The 19,475-nt window shown below is 76.8% G+C and carries 3 protein-coding genes; all 3 read right to left on the bottom strand.

Features of this window, described 5'->3' with window-relative positions; translation table 11 throughout:
* Window positions 1-66: 66 nt before the first annotated feature.
* Genes ABZS51_RS13050 through ABZS51_RS13040 form a run of 3 tightly spaced genes read right to left on the bottom strand, consistent with a single transcriptional unit; the run spans window position 67 to window position 19,255 of the window.
* On the bottom strand, window positions 67-5,187 hold the full coding sequence (locus ABZS51_RS13050; protein WP_355439460.1) for a beta-ketoacyl synthase N-terminal-like domain-containing protein: 5,121 nt from the start codon (window positions 5,185-5,187) through the stop codon (window positions 67-69).
* Window positions 5,188-5,220: 33 nt separating this feature from the next.
* Window positions 5,221-10,560 (bottom strand): type I polyketide synthase, encoded by a 5,340-nt coding sequence (locus ABZS51_RS13045; protein ID WP_355439456.1) that lies wholly within the window; start codon window positions 10,558-10,560, stop codon window positions 5,221-5,223.
* Complete coding sequence (locus tag ABZS51_RS13040; RefSeq protein WP_355439453.1) at window positions 10,550-19,255, bottom strand: SDR family NAD(P)-dependent oxidoreductase; 8,706 nt, start codon at window positions 19,253-19,255, stop codon at window positions 10,550-10,552. The genes ABZS51_RS13045 and ABZS51_RS13040 overlap by 11 nt, the downstream gene beginning before the upstream one ends.
* Between the last annotated feature and the right edge of the window lie 220 nt (window positions 19,256-19,475).

The following is a 19,475-nucleotide window of genomic DNA, read 5'->3' as shown; positions in this document are numbered from 1 at the left end:
TCCTCGTGTCGGGCCTGCTGTCGGGCCGCGTCGGGGGCCGCTGGTCCACGGGCTCGCCTCCCGCGCTCATCTCCGTTTGCCGGAACGGGCCCTGCGCCGCCGTTCCCCCCGTGCCGAACTGCCGGCCAGCGCCTCCTGGCCGGTCGCGCCGCCGTTCTCCGCCGCTCCGAGCGCCGCCGTGAACTCCGCGACGGTCGCGTGCTCGAACAGCAGCGCGGGCGGCACCGGCCGGCCGAGCTCCTTCTCGATGGCGAGCACCATGGCCATGCCGACCAGGGAGTTGCCGCCGAGGTCGAAGAACGGGTCGTGGACGCCGACGCCGTCGATGCCGAGGTAGGCGCCCCACAGATCGGCCATCCTGGCCTCGGCGTCGGTCCGGGGCGGCGCGTAGTCGGCGCGCAGCCCGGGGCGCGGGAACCGCTCCCCCTTCGGCCCGGCCGCCACCGCCGCGCCGACGAGGTCGTCCAGGTCGAGCATGCTCGACCAGGCGTTCAGGACCTCGCGCAGCGGCTGCCGTACGGCCATGACGCCGCCGTGGCCGCCGGCCAGGATGCGGTCGAGCAGCGCGCACCCGGCCTCGTCGGGGAAGCCGTGGGCGTCGCGGTAGGCGGCCACCCGCTCGGCCAGGCCGCCGGTCGTCTTCAGCCCCTCGGCCTGCCACACGTCGTGCCGCCACGGGCCCCAGGCCACCGACACGACCCTGGTCGAGGGGGCGGTGGCGGCCAGCGCCTGGCCGTACGCGTCGAGGACGGTGTTGGCGGCGCAGTAGTCGGCCTCGCCGATGCCGCCGAACGCCGTGACGGCGGAGGAGTAGAGGACCAGCAGCTCGGGCTGCTCGCCGGCGGGTGTGCCCTCGCCGACCAGCTCGGCGAGCGGGCCCATGGCGAGGACCTTGGGGGCGAGCACCGCGGTGGCGTCGGCGACCGTGCGGCGCTGGGTCAGGCCGCCCGCGGGGAGGCCGGCGGCGTGGACGACGCCGTGCAGCCGGCCGAACCGCTCGCGGGCCCGTCGCAGGGCGTCGCGCAACTGGTCGGGGACGCCGGTGTCGGCGGCGAGCAGCAGCACCTCGGCCCCGGCGGCCTGCAGCTCGGCCACGTCCCGGAGGGTCGCGGCCACCCGGGCGTCGGTCTCGCCGGTCGCGGCTCGCGTGGGGGTGCCGGGCGCGGTGTCCGTGGGGATGGGGGTGCGGCCGACGAGGGCGAGGCGGCGCACGCCGGCGCGGACGAGGTGCTTCGCGAGCGCCATGCCGAGTCCGCGCGTGCCACCGGTGATGAGGTAGGCGCCGTCGGGCCGCCACACGGCTTCGGCCGTGTTGTCCGGGACCTGGGCCCATGCGCGGATCCAGCGGCGGCCGCGCCGCCATCCCGTGAGCGCGTCGCGGGCGTCGGGGTCGGCGCCGTCGGGCGGCGCGGCCGTCAGCTCCGCCAGCAGCACGGTGGCCGGCTCGGACATCGGCCCGGTCGTCGGCCCGGTCGTCGGTCCGGTCGTCGGTCCGGAGACCGGCCCGGTGGCGGGCTCGTGGGCCGGCCGTGCCGTTACCAGGCCGCCGGACTCCGGGTCGAGGTCGACGCCGCTCCAGGTCAGGCCCGGGTACTCGTGCCGCACCGCGCGGCCGAGCCCGTGGGCGAGCGCCTGGTGGGGAGCCGGCGCGTCCCGGCCGACGATCTCGGTGGCGCCGCTGGTGACGGTCAGCAGCCGTACGCCCTGGCGGGCGGGCAGGTCGCCGAGTGCCTGGACGGCCAGGAGGAGCCCGGTGAAGCCGTGCTCGACGGCGGCGCGCAGCTCCGCGTCCCCGGCGAACGCCGCCGGAGCTGTTTCGGAGGCGTCCGACGGGGCGGGGCCGTCGCCGAGTCCCCACAGGTACGCCACGTGGACGGGCCCGTCGCCGAGACCGGTGAAGACCTCGGCGTGGTGCTCGGGCGCGGCCGGGTCGATGGTCAGGCGGCGCCCTTCTCGTAGCGGCCCGGTCGTCCCGGAGCCGGGCGGGGCGGCGACCACCTCGACGACGGGCGTTCCCGCCGCCTCGGCCAGGTCGGCCAGGGCGGTGCCGGCGCCGCCGGGGTCGGCGAAGACCACGAGCGGGCCGGGCAGCCGCACGGACCCCGGAAGCGGCGCGCGGGCCGGGTCCTGCCGCCAGGCCGGGACGAACACGAAGTCCCCGTCCGGCTCGCCGGCCGGGATCGCGCCCGCCGCCTCGGGGGCACCGGCGCCGTCCGGCCGGCGCGGTCCGACGGCCGCCGTGATGGAGCCGGCGCTCCCCGGTCGGCGCGGCCCGATACCGGCCCCGGAAGCGCGGCGGGGCCTGAGGTCGGGGCCGAAGCCGGAGCCGAGGTCCGGGTCGGCGTCCGGCCAGAAGCGGGTGCGCTGGAACGGGTACGTCGGCAGGCCGAGCACCTGGCCGTCGCCGGGCCGGGTGAGGTCCCAGGCGACGGGCACGCCCAGCTCCCACAGCGCAGCGCAGGCGGCCAGCAGCTCCTGGTGCGCGTCGCGGCGCTCCCCCGCGGTCCAGCGGGGCGGCAGCGTGCCGAGGACGGCGGGGGCCGGCCCGCCGGTGAGGTTCTGCCGTACCAGACCGCCGAGGGTCTGCCCCGGCCCGAGCTCCACGAACGCCGCCACGTCCTGACCCACGCAGTGCCGCACGCCGTCCGCGAAGCGGACCGTGCCGACGAGCTGGTCGGCCCAGTACGAGGTGCTGGTGGCCTGCTCGGCGGTGAGCGGCCGGCCGGTGAGGTTGGAGACGATGGTGACGGCGGGCGCCCGGCGCGGCACCGACTCCAGCACCGCGGCGAGCTTCTCGCGGGCGGGCTGGAGCAGCGCCGAGTGGAAGGCGTGGGCCGAGCGCAGCGGGCGGCACGCGATGCCGGCTCCCGTCAGCGCGGCCGTGGCGGCCTCGATGTCGGCGGGCAGGCCGCTGAGCACGGTCATCGCGGGGCCGTTGCGGGCCGCGACGTCCACCTCGATCCCCGCGCCGGTCAGCGCGGCGGTGACGCGCTCCTCCGGGGCGGCGACCGCGACCATGCGGCCGGCGGGCACCGCGCTGATCAGGTGGGCGCGCTCGACGACCACGTGCAGCGCGTCCTCCAGGGTGAAGACGCCGGCCAGGCAGGCGGCCACGTACTCGCCGAGGCTGTAGCCGACGAGCACGTCCGGGGTGACGCCCCAGTGCTGGAGCAGTCTGGCCAGCGCGTACTCGACGGTGAACAGGAACGGGTGGGCGATGGCGGCCTGGTCCAGCGGGTCGTGTCCGGTGGACGTGTCGCCGGGCGCGGGGCGGCGGCCGAGCAGGGCGGCCAGGTCGTCGCCCGCGGGCGCGGGGCCGGTGTCGCCCTCGGGGAAGAACAGGGGGCGCAGGTCCACCCCGGAGCGCCGGGACACCAGCTCGACGCAGGCGTCCACGGCCTGGGCGTACACGGGCTCCCTGGCGTACAGCTCCCTGCCCAGGCCCGCGTACTGGTCGCCGACCCCCTGGAGGAGGAACGCGACCCGCGGGCGGCCCTTCACCCGGTGCCCGCCGTCCTGCCCGCCGTCCTGACGGCCCTCCGGACGGGCGATGGCGCGCAGGCGCTCCACCGCGTCGCCGGGGTCGGAGCAGAGGACGGCGCGGCGGTGGTCCAGCTCGGCGCGCCCGGCCTGGAGGGTGCGGGCGAGGTCGGCGAGCGGCGTCCCGGGACGCTCGCCGAGCCACGTGGCGAGCCGGTCGGCCTGCTCGCGCAGCGCCTCCTGACCGGCCGCCGACACCGGCAGCACGTACGCGGAGACCGGTCCGGCGCCGGCGGGGACCGCCGGGTCGGGCGTGGCGGGCTCCGGGGCCGCCTCCACGATCACGTGGGCGTTCGTGCCCGACAGGCCGAAGGAGCTGACGCCCGCGAGCCGGGGCCGGTCCTGGCGGGGCAGCGGCACGGCATCGTCGACCGGCCGGACGCTGCCGTCCTCGGGGATGGCCGTCGCCGGGGTGGTCAGGTGGAGGTTCGGCGGGATGAGCCCGTTCTCCAGGATGAGTGCCGTCTTGATGAGGCCGGCGATGCCCGCGGCGGCCTGGGTGTGACCGATGTTGGTCTTGACGGCGCCGACCCGGAGCGGCCGGTCGGGTCCGCGCCCGCCGAAGACGTCGTGCAGGGCGGACAGCTCGATGGCGTCCCCGAGGTGGGTGCCGGAGCCGTGCGCCTCGACGTAGTCGATGTCGTCGGGGGCGACGCGGGCCGCCGCGAGCGCCCGGCCGATGACGTCGGCCTGCGCGCGGCGGCTGGGCGCGGTCAGCCCGTTGCTGCGGCCGTCCTGGTTGACCGCCGAGCCGCGCAGGACGGCGCGGACGCGGCGGCCGTTGGCGAGCGCCTTCGACAGCGGCTCCAGCACGACCAGGCCGCCGCCCTCGCCCATGACGTAGCCGTCGGCCCCCTCGTCGAACGTCTTGCACCGCCCGTCGGCGCTCATCATCAGGCCCGCGCACGCCTGCACGAACGTGGTGGGGTGCAGGGTCAGCGACGCGCCCGCCGCGATGGCGAGGTCGCACTCGCCTCTGCGCAGGCTCTCCATGGCCAGGTGGACCGCGATGAGCGACGAGGAGCAGGCCGTGTCGATCGTCATCGTGGGGCCGATCAGGTCGAGCTGGTAGGCGATCCGCCCGGCCGCCACGCTCGACACCGCGCCCTGCCCCAGGTACGGGTCCGAGACGGCGTCGGGACCCTGCCGCTCCATCTGCAGCCGGCCGTACTGGAGGGTGTCCATGTAGCCGACCATCACGCCGGTGCGGCTGCCCGCCAGCCGGGACGGCGAGATGCCGGAGTTCTCCAGGCCCTCCCAGGCCAGCTCCAGCAGCAGCCGCTGGTGCGGGTCCATGCGGAGCGCCTCGCGCGGCGACAGGCCGAAGAACTCGGCGTCCCACCCCGAGACGTCGTCCAGCCATGCCCCGTACCTGGTGTACATGGCGCCCGGCACGCCCGGCTCGGGGTCGTAGTAGTCGTCGACGTCCCAGCGGGAGGGCGGCACCTCGCGGACGACGTTCCTGCTGTCGCGCAGGAGGCGCCAGAAGTCCTCGACCGTGTCACCGCCGGGGTAGCGGCAGGCCATGCCGATGACGGCGATGGGTTCGTGGCGGCGCTCCTCGGCCTCGGTGAGGCGGTGGCGGGCCTGGGCGAGTTCGACGGTGGCGCGCTTGAGGTAGGCGCGGAGCTTGTCCTCGGTCCCCATCGGGCGAGCCTTTCCGGTCGTGGGCTTCATGGGTCACAGTTCGTTGTCGATGAGGGCGAAGATCTCTTCGTCGGAAGCTGAGTCGATCTTGTCGGCGACGTCCGCGACGCCGTCGGGGCCGGGGCCGAGCCGGTCGAGGGTGCTCTGCAGGAGCGACACGAACCGGTCGCGCAGGGCGTCACCCTCGCCGTTCGCCGCGGCGATCATGTCCTCGACCCGGTCGAGGACGGCGCGCAGCGTGTCCTCCGGCGACGGGGACGGGGGCGCGAGGGTGCGGAAGAGGTAGTCGGCCAGGGAGTTGACCGTCGGGTGGTCGAAGACGAGGGTCGCCGGCAGGCGCAGGCCGGTGTCGGCGTTGAGCCGGTTGCGCAGCTCGACGGCGGTCAGGGAGTCGAAGCCGAGCTGGTTGAAGGCCCGGTCGACCTCGATGTGCTCGGCGCTGCCGTGCGCCAGGACGGCCGCCACGTGGGCGCGTACGGTGTCGGTGAGCATCCGCTGGGCGTCGGTGCGGGGCAGGTCCGCCAGGCGCTGGGTGAGCGCCGCGGGTCCGGCTCCACCGGCGGCTCCGGCGTTCCCCGCGGTACGGCGGGGCGCCCGTACGAGGCCGCGCAGCAGGGCCGGCAGGTCGCCCGCCTCGGCGCGGGCCCGCAGCCCGGCGTTGTCCCAGCGGGCGGCCACCACCTGCGGCTCGGCGCCGGTCAGAGCGCCGTCGAACAGCTCCAGGCCCTGCTCCACGCTCAGCGGGGCGATGCCGGCCCTGGCCAGCCGGGCGTGGTCGGCTCCGGTCAGCCCGCCGGTCATCCCGGAGTCGGTGTCCCAGAGTCCCCAGGCGACGGACACGGCCGGCAGGCCCAGCGCGTGCCGGTGCCCGGCCAGGGCGTCCAGGAAGGCGTTGGCCGCCGCGTAGTTGCCCTGGCCCGCGTTGCCGAGCACCCCGGCCAGGGACGAGAACAGCGCGAAGACCGACAGGGGCCGGTCGAGGGTCAGCTCGTGCAGGTGCCAGGCGGCGTCCGCCTTGGGCGCCAGCACGGTGGCCATCCGTTCCGGCGTCAGTCCTTCGACGACCGCGTCGTCCAGGACGCCGGCCGTGTGGACGACCCCCGCGAGCGACGGCACCTCGGCCAGCAGGGCGGCCAGCGCCGCCCGGTCGGCCACGTCACAGGCCGCGACCCGCACCGACGCGCCGAGCCCGGACAGCTCGGCCGCCAGCGCGCCGGCCCCCGGAGCCTCGGGCCCGCGGCGCGAGACGAGCACCAGGTCCCGTACGCCGTGCCGCTCCACCAGCCGCCGCGCCACCAGCGCGCCCAGCCCGCCGGTGCCGCCGGTGACCAGCACCGTCCCGGACACCTCCCCCGACACGGGAGAGGAGGACGGCCGGGAAGGGCGGCGGGCCAGGCGCGGCACGAGGAGCTTGCCCCCGGCCACCCGTACCTGCGGCTCCCCGAGGGCCACCAGCCGGGCCCAGTCGGAGAAGCCGTCCTCCACCTCCGCCAGCACGAACCGGCCGGGCTGCTCCGACTGCGCCGACCGCACCAGCCCGTGCACCGCCCCGGCCGCCAGGTCACCGGGCCGGGTCGCGAACACCACCACGTCATCGGCCGGAGCCGCGGCCACCGCCTCCAGCACCCGCCCCGTCAGCGCCCGCACCGACGACGGCACGTCCGGCCCCTCCGGCACGCACCACACCACCGAGGGCACCCCGCCCAGGGCGCCGGCCGCCGGAGCCTCCACCCACTCCACCCCGTACGAGGACGGAGCGGACGGGGCGACGGACCGGGGAGCGGCGGCGCGGACGCGTAACCCGCCGATGGAGAGCACCCGGTCGCCCGCCGGGTCCGCGGCCTCGACGACCACGTCGTCCCCGGACAAGGACCCCGGCCCCGACCCGGTCCCGGACACCCGGACCCGGAGCGCCGACGCCTCGCCGGCGTGCAGCCGCACCCCGCTGAAGGCGAACGGCAGCCGCAGCTCGTCGCCGTCGCCGCCGGCCAGCACGACCGGGTGGAAGGCGGCGTCCAGGAGCGCCGGGTGGATGCCGTACCCGGCGACCTCGACCCCCTCCGGAGCCACGACCTCCGCGAACAGCTCGTCCCCGCGCCGCCACAACGCCCGCAACCCCTGGAACGCCGGACCGTACTCGTACCCCCGCTCCACCAACCGCTCATAACCACCCTCCACCTCCACCGCCACCGCGTCCGCGGGCGGCCACGCCACCGCCCACGAAGCGGCGTCCTCGGCGGGGGCGGAGTCGGCGAGCACGCCCGAGGCGTGCCGCCGCCAGCCCTCCGAGGAGTCAGGGGAGCGGGAGAACACGCCGACGGCGCGGCGGCCGTCGGCGCCGGGACGTTCCACGGTGACCTGGACGGTGACGGCCCCGGCGTCGGGCAGGTACAGGGGCGCCTCGATGACCAGCTCCTCCAGCACGGGCGAGCCGGCGTGGACGCCGCCCTCCAGCGCCAGCTCGACGAAGGCAGCGCCCGGCAGCAGCACGCCGCCCTGGACGGCGTGGTCGGCCAGCCAGGGGGCGCCCTTGAGCGAGAGCTGCCCGGTCAGGACGTAACCGTCGCCGGCCACCGGGACGACCGCCGTGAGCAGCGGGTGCCGGGCGTCGTCGATGCCCGCGCCGGCGGGCCGGCCGACGCGCTCGCGGTCGCCGAGCCAGAACCGGCGCCGCTCGAACGGGTAGGTGGGCGGGTCGACGCGGGGGTGCGGCGCGGGCCCGAGCGCGTCGGACCAGGCGACGTCGGCGCCGAGCACCCACGCCTGGGCGAGCGCGGCGAGGAAGCGGCTCCAGTCGCCCGCGCCGCGGCGCAGGCTCGCGCACACGCCCGCGGTGACCCCGGCGTCGTCGCAGATGTCGCCGGTGTCGCCGCCGAGCACGGGGTGCGGGCTGACCTCGACGAACAGCGGCGTCCCGGTGAACGCCCTGATCGCCTCCTCGAACAGCACGGGGTTGCGCAGGTTGTCGTACCAGTAGCGGGTCGTCAGGCGGGCGGGCTCGACGACCGCGCCGGCCAGCGAGGAGCAGAAGACCGTCTCGGTCGGCCGCGGCAGGACGCCGTCGAGCGCGGCCAGCAGCTCGTCGCGGAGCGCCTCCACGTGCGGGGTGTGCGAGGCGTAGTCCACCGCGATGCGGCGCACCCGCACGGTGTCCCCGCAGACGGCGGCGAACTCGTCCAGCGCGCCGTCCTCGCCCGCGATCACGCACCCGGCGGGGCCACTGTGCACGGCCACCCACAGCCGGCCGGCCCACGGCGCGATCCGCTCCTCGGCCCGCACGGCGGGCAGCGCGACGGCGAGCATCCCGCCGGTGCCGCTGAGCCCGATCAGGGAGCGGCTGCGCAGCGCGACGACCTTGGCCGCGTCCTCCAGCGAGAGGGCGCCCGCGACGCAGGCCGCCGCGATCTCGCCCTGCGAGTGGCCCACGACGGCGCCGGGATGGACGCCGTACGAGCGCCACAGGGCGGCCAGCGACACCATGACGGCGAACAGCACCGGCTGGATGACGTCGGTCCCCTCCAGCTCGGGCGCGCCGCCGGTGCCGCGCAGCACGTCCTCGGCCGCCCAGCCGGTGTACGGCCGCAGCGCGGCGTCGCACTCGCGCAGGCGGGCCCGGAACACGTCGCTGGAGTCGAGCAGGTCCACGGCCATGCCGGCCCACTGCGTGCCCTGGCCGGGGAAGAGGAACACCGGGCGCGGCTCGGCGAGCGCCTCCCCCGTCACGGCGGCGGCGTGCGGAGCGCCGGCGGCGACGGCCTCCAGGGCCTCGGCCAGCTCCTCCCGGTTCGCGGCGACGACCACGGCGCGGTGCGGGAACCGGGCCCGGCTCGCCAGCGCCCGGGCGGTCGCGGCCACCTCCGCGCCGGTGACGCGGCTGGCGTGCTCGCGCAGCCGGCCGGCCTGGGCCCGCAGCGCCGCGACGGACTTGGCGGAGAACGCCCACACGATCGGCCCGTCCGGGCCGGGGGTCTCCTCCGCGGGGCGGGACTCGGGCGCGCTCTCCAGGATGACGTGCGCGTTCGTGCCGCTGACGCCGAAGCTGGAGACGCCCGCCCGCACCGGCCCGTCGGCGGGCAGCTCGACCGCCTCGGTGAGGACGCGCACCCCGCCGGACTTCCAGTCGACGTGCGGGGTCGGCTCCTCGACGTGCAGGGTGGGCGGCAGCAGGCGGTGTTCGAGGGCCTTGACCATCTTGATGACCCCGGCCACACCCGCGGCGGCCTGGGTGTGGCCGATGTTCGACTTGACCGATCCGAGCCAGAGCGGCCGGTCCGCGGCGCGGGCCCGGCCGTACGTGGCGAGCAGCGCCTGCGCCTCGATCGGGTCGCCCAGCGTCGTGCCCGTGCCGTGCGCCTCCACGACGTCCACGTCCCGGGTGTCGAGGAGGGCGTCGGCGAGCGCCTGCTCGATGACCCGCTCCTGGGCCGGTCCGCTGGGCGCCGTCATGCCGTTGCTGGCGCCGTCCTGGTTGACGGCCGAGCCGCGGATCACCGCGAGGACGCGGTGGCCGTTGCGGCGTGCGTCGGACAGCCGCTCCAGGACGAGGACGCCGGCGCCCTCCGACCAGGCGGCCCCGTCGGCGGTCGAGGAGAACGACTTGCAGCGCCCGTCCGGCGACAGCGCCCGCTGCCGGCAGAACTCCACGAACGCGTCCGGCGAGACCAGCAGCGTGACCCCGCCGGCCAGCGCCAGCGAGCACTCCTCCTGGCGCAGCGCCCGCACGGCCAGGTGCAGGGTGACCAGCGACGACGAGCAGGCCGTGTCGACGGTCAGCGACGGGCCCTCCAGGCCCAGCGTGTACGACACGCGGCCCGACATGACGCTCGGCGTGCTGGAGGACAGCAGCGTGCCCTCGACCGAGGTGGGGATCGAGCCGTGCACGAAGCGCGAGGAGTAGTCGTTGTACATGTTGCCCGCGTAGACGCCGGTGCGGCTGCCGCGCAGTGTCGACGGGTCGATCCCGGCGTGCTCCAGCGCCTCCCAGCACGACTCCAGGAACAGCCGGTGCTGCGGGTCGGTGCCGAGCGCGCTGCGCGGGCTCATCCCGAAGAACGCGGCGTCGAAGTCGGCCGCCCCCTCCAGGAACCCCCCGTGCCGCGTGTACGACTTGCCGAGCGCCTCCGGGTCGGGGTCGAACAGGTCCGTGTCCCAGCCGCGGTCGGCGGGGAACTCGCTGATCGCGTCACGTCCGGAGGCCACCAGCTCCCACAACTCGTCGGGGCCGGAGACGCCGCCGGGGTACCGGCACGCCATGCCCACGATCGCCACCGGCTCGTGCCGGCGGCCGGCGTCCTCGGCCAGGCGCCGCCGCGTCTCCGCCAGCTCGACGGTGACGCGCTTCAGGTACGCGCGGAGCTTGTCCTCACTCGCCATGGCCAGGCCTTTCCACCGCGGGCTTCAGGGGGGCCGTCATGGCCCGGTTGTCGATCAAGGCGAAGATCTCCTCGTCGGAGGCGGTGACGATCTCCTCGGCGGCCCCGCCGGGCCGGCTCGGCGTGGCGGCCGGCGCGGCGGCGGGGGCGGTCCCGATGCGGCCGAGCGCGCTCTGCAGGATGGCGACGAGCTGGCCGCGCAGCGCGTCCGCCCCGCCGTTGGCGGCCAGCAGCACCGACTCGGCCTGGTCCACCGCCGTTCGCAGGGCGTCCTCGGGGGACGGGGTGTCGGGCGCGAGGGTGCGGTAGAGGTAGCCGGCGAGCGCGGTGACGGTCGGGTGGTCGAAGACGAGGGTCGCCGGCAGCCGCAGGGCGGTCTCGGCGTTGAGCCGGTTGCGCAGCTCCACGGCGGTCAGCGAGTCGAACCCCAGCTCGTTGAACGCGCGGTCCACGTCCACCTGCTCGGGGCTGCTGTGCGCGAGGACGGTGGCGACGTGCGAGCGGACCAGCGCGGTCAGGTGGGCGTGGGCCTCCGGCTCGGTCAGCGTGGCCAGGCGCTCGCCGAGCCCCTGCCCGGCCGTGCCCGGCAGCGTGGCCGGCCGCGCGGACGCCGCGCTCGGGACGGCACGGCGGGACGCGCGGACCAGCCCGCGCAGCACGGGCGGCAGATCGCCGGCCTCGGCCCGGTCGCGCAGCCCCGCCCGGTCCCACCGGGCCGCCACGAGCAGCGGATCGGCCCGGCCCGGCAGCGCCAGGTCGAACAGGTCCAGGCCCTCCTCGACGGTCAGCGGCGCGATGCCGCCCCGCGCCAGGCGGGCCACGTCGGCGCCGCCGAGACCGCCCGCCATGCCGTCGGCGCCGGTGTCCCACAGCCCCCAGGCGATGGACACGGCGGGCAGGCCGAGGTCGCGCCGGTGCCGCGCGAGCGCGTCGAGGAAGGCGTTGGCGGCGGCGTAGTTGCCCTGCCCGGGGTTGCCGAGCAGGCCGGCCACGGACGAGAACAGCACGAACGACGTCAGCGGCAGGTCACGGGTCAGCTCGTGCAGGTGCCAGGCGGCGTCCGCCTTCGGAGCCAGGGCGGCGTCGAGCCGCTGCGCCGACAGGCCCTCGACGACCGCGTCATCCAGCACCCCGGCGGTGTGGACCACTCCCGTCAGGGACGGGAGCCGCTCCAGCAGGGCGGCCAGCGCGCGCCGGTCGGACACGTCGCAGGCCACCACCTCGGCGCTCGCGCCCAGCCCGGCGAGCTCGGCCGCCAGAGCTCCGGCTCCGGGGGCGTCCGGGCCGCGGCGGGAGGCCAGGACCAGCTCGCGCACGCCGTGCCGCTCCACCAGCCGCCGCGCCACCAGCGCGCCCAGCCCTCCGGTGCCCCCGGTCACGAGCACACAGCCGTCCCGCTCCTCCGGAGAGGCGGGGGCCGGGACGCGGCGGACCAGGCGGGGCGCCAGCAGGCCGTCCTCGCCCGCGGCGAGCTGCGTCTCGCCCGCCGCGATCCCGCCCGCCAGCGCGTCCCACGCGGAGAAGCCCTCCGGCAGCTCCGCCAGCGCGAACCGTCCCGGATGCTCCGACTGCGCCGACCGCACCAGCCCCCACACCGCGGCCCCCGCCGCGTCGCCGGGCCGGGTGACGAACACCAGCCGCGACCCGGCGAACCGCTCGTCGCCGAGCCAGCTCTGCACCAGGTCCAACGCCTGGTGCAGGGTGTCGTGCGCGGAGTACGGCAGGTCGGCGGCGTCGCCCCGGCAGGGGGCGAGCACCAGGCCGGGGATCTCCCCCGTGCTCATGTCGGCCACGGAGGCCAGGTCGTAGTAGCGGGGTGCGCCGATCCCGGCCGCCGCCAGCTCGGCGTCGATCTCGTCGGCCAGATCGTCGAAGCCGACGACGGCCCACCGCTGCCCGGCCGGGTCCGCGGGGGTGACCGGCACGGGCGTCCAGTCGAGGGCGTAGGAGGCGGCGCCGTTCCCCGTGCGGGCGGCGTCGCCGGTGCGGGGCACCCGGCGCAGCGCCAGGCCGGCGGCCTCGCCGACCGGTCGCCCGGCCGCGTCGTGGGCGGCCAGGGAGATCGTGTCGCCGTCGCCGTCGGTGATGCGGACGCGCAGCGTGCTCGCGCCCCCGGCGCCCACCCGCACCCCGCTCCAGGAGAACGGCAGCAGCACGGTCGCCGGGTCCCCCGCCCGCTCCAGCACCACCAGGTGCAGGGCGGCGTCCAGGAGGGCGGGGTGCAGGGTGTAGCGCTCCGCGTCGTCGCGCACCGCCTCGGGCAGCTCCACCTCGACGTACGCGACGCCGTCCCCGCGCCAGGCGGCGCGCAGCCCCTGGAACGCGGGCCCGTAGTCGTAGCCGCGCCCGGCGAGCCGGCCGTACAGGTCGTCGAAATCCACCGGCTCGGCGCCGGGCGGCGGCCAGGCCGCCGCCGAGGCCGGCAGGGCCGGGGTGGCCGGGGTGAGGAGGCCGGTGGCGTGGCGCGTCCAGGGCGCGTCCGGGTCGTCCGCCGGGCGGGCGTGGACGGCGAGCGTGCGCCGCCCCTCCGCGTCGGGCCCGCCCACGGCGACCTGCGCGTGAACGGTGCCCGTCTCCGGCAGGTACAGCGGCGCCTCCAGCGTCAGGTCCTCGACCGTGTCGCACCCGGCCGTGGCGGCGGCCTCCAGCGCCAGCTCGACGAACGCGGTGCCCGGAAGCAGCACCGCCCCGTCCACGGCATGGTCGGACAGCCACGGGACGGCGGCCCGCGACAGCCGGCCCGCCAGCAGGAAGCCGTCGTCGGCCGCCAGCGGCACGGCCGTGCCCAGCAACGGGTGGCGGGAGGCCGGGGAGTCACCGGCGGGGCCGGGGTCGAGCCAGAACCTCTGGCGCTCGAACGGGTAGGTCGGCAGTCCCGCGTCGTGGCGGGACGCCGGCCCGAGGGCGGCCGTCCAGTCGAGGCTCGCGCCGAGCACCCACGCCTGGCCGAGCGCCCGCAGCAGCCGCTGCCTGCCGCCGTCGCCGCGCCGCAGCGTGCCGGTGGCGCCGCCGGGCAGCCCGGCCGCCGCCAGGGTGTCCTCGATGTGGCCGATCAGCGTCGGATGCGGGCTGGCCTCGACGAACAGGGTCGTGCCCGACCCGGCGACCCTCTCGACGGCCTGCCGGAACAGCACGGGGTTGCGCAGGCTGGTGAACCAGTACTCGGCGGTCAGGGTCTCCGTGTCGAGGAAGTCACCGGCGTACGAGGAGCAGAAGGCCGTGTCGGCCGGGCCGGGACGCACGTCCGCGAGCGTGGTCAGCAGCTCCTCGCGCAGCTCCTCGATGTGCGGGGTGTGGGCGGCGTACCCGACCGCGACGCGGCGCATCCGCACGCCGTCGGGGCAGGCGGCGATGAGCTCCTCCACCGCGTCCGCGTCACCGGCGACCACCGAGCTGGCCGGACCGCTGTGGACGGCGGGCCACAGCCGGCCGCTCCACGGCTCCAGCAGCTCCGCGGCCCGCTCGGCCGGCAGCGAGACGGCCACCATGCCCCCGCGGTCGCCGAGCCGGACGAGCGCGCGGCTGCGCAGCACGACCACCCGGGCGGCCTCCTCCAGGGACAGCACGCCGGCGACGCACGCCGCGGTGATCTCGCCCTGGGAGTGGCCGAGCACGGCGGCGGGGTCCACGCCGAGCGAGCGCCACAGCCCGGCCAGCGACACCATGACGGCGAACAGCACGGGCTGGATGACGTCCGCCCCTTCCAGCGGGTGCGCGCCGTCCGCGCCCCGCAGCACGTCCACGACGGACCAGCCGCTGTACGCGGCCAGCGCCCGGTCGCAGCGCTCCAGCCGCTCGCGGAAGCGGGGGTCGGCGTCGAGCAGGTCCACGGCCATGCCGGCCCACTGGGAGCCCTGACCGGGGAAGACGAACACGGGGCGGGGGTCGTCGAGGGCCGTTCCGGTGGTGAGCGCGGCGTGCGGGGCGTCGGCGGCGAGGGCGTCCAGGGCGGCGAGCAGCTCGTCACGGTCCCGGGCGACGACCACGGCGCGGTGCGCGAACCCGGCCCTCCGCGCCAGCGCCCTTCCGGCCGCGCCCAGCTCCTCCCCGGCGAGGCTCGCCGCGTGGCCGCGCAGCCGTACGGCCTGCGCCCGCAGCGCGGCCTCGCTCTTCGCCGAGAACGCCCACACCAGCGGGTCGCCGCCGGCGGGGGCGCCGGAGTCCCCGGCGCCGGGGACGCTCTCCAGGATGAGGTGCGCGTTCGTGCCGCTGATGCCGAAGCTGGACACGCCTGCGCGTACCGGTCGCGGCCCGTCCGGCAGCTCGACGGGCTCGGCCAGCAGCCGCACCCCGGAGGCGTCCCAGTCCACGTGCGGGGTCGGCTCGTCCACGTGCAGGGTGCGCGGCAGCGTCCGGTGCTCCAGCGCCTTGACCATCTTGATCACGCCGCCGACGCCGGCCGCGGCCTGGGTGTGCCCGATGTTCGACTTCAACGACCCCAGCCAGACGGGACCGCTCGCCTGGCGTCCCTCGCGGGCGGAGCCGTACGCGGCGATCAGCGACTCGGCCTCGATGGAGTCGCCCAGCCTGGTGCCGGTGCCGTGCGCCTCGACCACGTCCACGTCGGCCGCGGACAGGCGGGCGTCGGCCAGCGCGAGGCGGATGACGTCCTGCTGCGCCTGGCCGTTCGGGGCGGTCAGGCCGTTGCTGGCGCCGTCCTGGTTGACCGCGCCGCCCCTGATCACGGCCAGGACCGGGTGCCCGAGGCGGCGGGCGTCGGACAGCCGTTCCAGCAGCAGCATCCCCGCGCCCTCGGCCCAGCCGGTGCCGTCGGCCGCGGCCGAGAACGCCTTGCACCGGCCGTCGGGCGAGAGGCCGCCCTGCCTGCTGAACTCCACGAACATCCCCGGCCGCGACATCACCGTCGCCCCGCCGGCCAGCGCCAGCGCGCAGTCGCCGCGCCGCAGCGCCTGCACCGCGAGGACGATCGAGACGAGGGAGGAGGAGCACGCGGTGTCGGTCGTCATGGCCGGGCCGCGCAGGCCCAGCAGGTACGAGATGCGGCCGGAGACCACGCTGAGCGCGGTGCCGGTCAGCAGGTGCCCCTCGGCGGCGCTGTCGGGCTGGTCCAGGCGAGGGCCGTAGTCGGGGGCCATCGCGCCGACGAACACGCCGGTCGCCGAGCCGCGCAGCGCGGCCGGGTCCAGGCCGGCGCGTTCGAGGGTCTCCCAGCAGACCTCCAGCAGCAGGCGCTGTTGCGGGTCCATGGCCAGCGCCTCGCGGGGGCTGATGCCGAAGAACGCGGCGTCGAACCGGTCGGCGTCGTGCAGGAAGCCGCCCTGCCGGGTGTCACTGGTGCCGGACCGGTCGGAGCCGGTGGCGAACAGGGTGCCCAGGTCCCATCCGCGGTTGGCGGGGAAGTCACCGATGGCGTCGGTCCCGCTGCTGACCAGCCGCCAGAGGTCGTCGGGCGACGCCACGCCGCCGGGATAGCGGCACCCCATCCCGACCACGGCGATCAGCTCGTCATCGGCCGGCCCGTCATCAGCCGGGTCGTCATCGGTCAGAGCGTCCGCGGTCAGGGCGTCCGCGGTCAGGGCGTCGGGGGCCGGGCCGGTCTCGGCGGACCGGTCCGGCCCGTCCGTTCCGCGCGTTCCGGTGGGGGCGAGGAGGCCGTGCAGGTGGTCGGTGAGGCGTTCCGGGGTGGGGTGGTCGAACAGGACACCGGCCGGCAGCCGCAGGCCGGTCGCGGCGCGCAGCCGATCGCGCAGCTCCACCGCCGCCACCGAGTCGAACCCGAGGTCCTTGAACGTCCTGCCCGCCTCGATCCCGTCCGGGTCGCGGTGTCCGAGCACGCGGGCGGCCGCACCCAGCACCAGCTCCCGCGCCTCGACCCGGGACACGCCCGCGCCGCCGCCCGCAGCGGCTCCTCCGGCCTCACCCACGGGAACGGCGCGCCCGCCGGAGGAGGCGGCGTGGCCGATGCGCGTCGCAGGGAGGAGAGGGGCGGTGGTGGGGCCGTAGGGCTCGCGCTGGAACGGGTACGTCGGCAGGTCCACCGGCCGCGCGCCCGGCGTGGCGCACGGTCCCGACCAGTCCACCGGCGCACCCTGCGTGAACGCCTGCGCCAGCGACCGCAGCACCCGCTGCGGCCCGCCCTCGCCGCGCCGCAGGGTCCCGGTGACCGCCACGTCCCGCCCGGTGGCCTCGGCCGTCTCCTCGGTGCCGGTGACCAGGACGGGATGCGGGCTGCACTCCACGAACAGCGAGCAGCCGCCCTCCAGCGCCGCCTCCACCGCCTGGGCGAAGCGCACCTGGTGGCGCAGGCTGCGGTACCAGTAGCCGGCGTCGAGTCCGGCCGTGTCCATCGGCTCGCCCGTCAGCGTGGAGACGAAGGTCGTGGCGACGCTCACCGGCCGTACCGGGGCCAGGGCCGCGAGCACCTCGTCGCGCACCTCCTCGACCTCGGCGGAGTGGGAGGCGTAGTCGACGGGGACGAGCCTGGCCCGGTGCTCCGAGAGCCGGTCGGCGAGCACGGCGAGCGCGTCGCTCGGACCGGAGACCACCACGGAGCGGGGGCCGTTGACGGCGGCCACCGACACGGGGGCCTCGACCTCGGCGATCACCCGCCGCACGAGGTCGAGGGGGGCGGCCACCGACAGCATGCCGCCGCGGCCGGTGATGCCGGCGATGGCGCGGCTGCGCAGGGCGACGACGCGGGCGGCGTCGGCCAGGGTGAGGGCGCCGGCGACCGTGGCCGCCGCGATCTCGCCCTGGGAGTGGCCGATGACCGTGCCGGGCTCGACGCCGTGGGAGCGCCACACCTCGGCCAGCGACACCATGACGGCCCACAGGGCGGGCTGTACCACGTCCACCCGCTCCAGGCCCGGGGCGCCGGGAGTCTCCTGGAGGACGTCCATGAGCGAGAAGTCGGTGAAGGGAGCCAGGGCGGCGGCGCACGCGGCCAGGCGCGCGGCGAAGACGGGCGAGGAGGCCAGGAGCTCGCGGGCCATGCCGGGCCACTGGGACCCCTGGCCGGGGAAGACGAAGGCGATCTCTCCGCTCGAACCGGTCCCGGCCACGTCTCCGCGCGCGGCGTTCCCGATCACGCCGTTCGCGGCGGTTCCCACCACGACGTCGTCGTGCGGCTGCCCGGCGGCCAGGGCGCGCAGCGCGGCCAGGCGGGTGGGCCGGTCGGGGGCCAGGACGACCGCGCGCCGCTCGAAGATCGCCCGGCTGCCCACCAGGCTCAGGGCGACGTCATCGGGGGCGACGGCCGCGTCCTCGGCGAGAGGCAGCAGCCGGCGCGCCTGCTCGCGAAGGGCCGCCCCGTCACGCGCCGAAACGACCCATGGCGCCCCCTGGGTGGGCATGGGCGGGAGGGCGAAGGGGTCGGGGCCTGACGGGGCGGTGGGGGCGCACGGTTCGGCGATGGCCGGGCCCGAGGTCGAAGGCAGGAGTGAGGAGGGGGCCGGGGGTTCGGTCAGGAGGAGGTGGCAGTTGGTGCCGCCCATGCCGAACGAGCTGACCCCCGCCACCGCCGCCCGCCCGTCCCCCGGCCAGTCGCGGCGTGCCCGCGCCACCTCCAGCCGCAGCTCTCCCAGCGGGATCTCCGGCGGCGGCGCCTCGAAGTGCAGGCTGGCGGGCACCGTCCGGTGCTTCAGTGCCAGCACCACCTTGAGCAGCCCCGCGATCCCCGCCGCGCCCTCCAGGTGGCCGATGTTGGTCTTGGCCGACCCGACCAGCAGCGGCTCGTCCGCCGGGCGGGCGGCGCCGTAGGCGGCGCCGAGCGCCGCGGCCTCCACCGCGTCGCCGACCTTGGTGCCCGTGCCGTGCAGCTCGACGTACCGCACGTCGGCGGGGTCCACCCCGGCCCGCGCGCACGCCAGGCGGATGACCTCCGCCTGCGCGTCCCGGCTGGGCACGGTCAGGCCCTCGCCGCCGCCGTCGTTGTTGACCGCCCCGCCGAGGATCACGGCGTGCACGGCGTCGCCGGCGGTGAGCGCGTCGGACAGCCGCTTGAGGACGACCAGCCCGCCGCCCTCGCCCCGCACGTAGCCGTTGGCGCGGCCGTCGAAGACGTGGCACCGGCCGTCGGGCGACAGGGCGCCGAGCCCGGCGATGGCGTCGGTGGTCTCGGCGAGGAGGTTGAGGTTGACGCCGCCGGCCAGCGCGAGGGCGGTCTCGCCCCGGCGCAGGCTCTCGCAGGCCATCTCCACGGCGACGAGCGACGAGGACTGGCCGGTGTCGAGGGTGAGGCTGGGGCCGCGCAGTCCGAGGAAGTAGGACACCCGGTTGGCGATCATGGCCCGGTTGGCGCCGACGTACGCGTGCCGGCCGCGCTCCTGCGCGCCGAGCCTGGCCTGGAGCGCGGCGTGGTCGTTCGAGATGGCGCCCAGGAAGACGCCGGCGGCGCTGCCGCGCAGGCCCGTGGGGACGGCGCGGGCGTTCTCCAGCGCCTCCCAGGCCAGCTCCAGGACGAGGCGCTGGTGCGGGTCCATGGCCGCGGCCTCGTTCGGCGAGATGCCGAAGAACGCGGCGTCGAAGCCGTCCACGGACTCCAGGAACCCGCCCCGCCGGTGACCGGCCCCCGGCCAGCGCTCCTCGGGGGCGGCGGTGACCGCGTCCACGCCCTCGCTCAGGAGCCGCCAGAACTCCGCCGGTCCGGCGGCGCGCGGCAGCCGGCACGCCATGCCGACGACGGCGATCGCGTCCGGCCCGCCGGTCCCCGCCCGCTGTGTCGACTCACCAGCCATCAATGCGCCACCTCAAGCCTCGGGCGCCATTCGACACGGCGCCGCCGGTTTATTGGGACCGCGCGGATAATTACTCCGCGGCGTTCTGGTCTAGCGGCTTTCGCATAGTTGTGGATAAGACACTATGGGCGTGCACAATTCGGGGACACGGTCGCCGACTGGCACCTTGTGGCCGCCATTAGTGGCCAGCGCCGGCCACCCCCGCCGGCCTTGACCCCGG

Origin of the sequence: Nonomuraea sp. NPDC005501 (assembly GCF_040605905.1) — a bacterium.
In the GTDB taxonomy this organism is placed as follows: domain Bacteria; phylum Actinomycetota; class Actinomycetes; order Streptosporangiales; family Streptosporangiaceae; genus Nonomuraea.
This window is presented reverse-complemented; position numbering and strand designations above follow the sequence as displayed.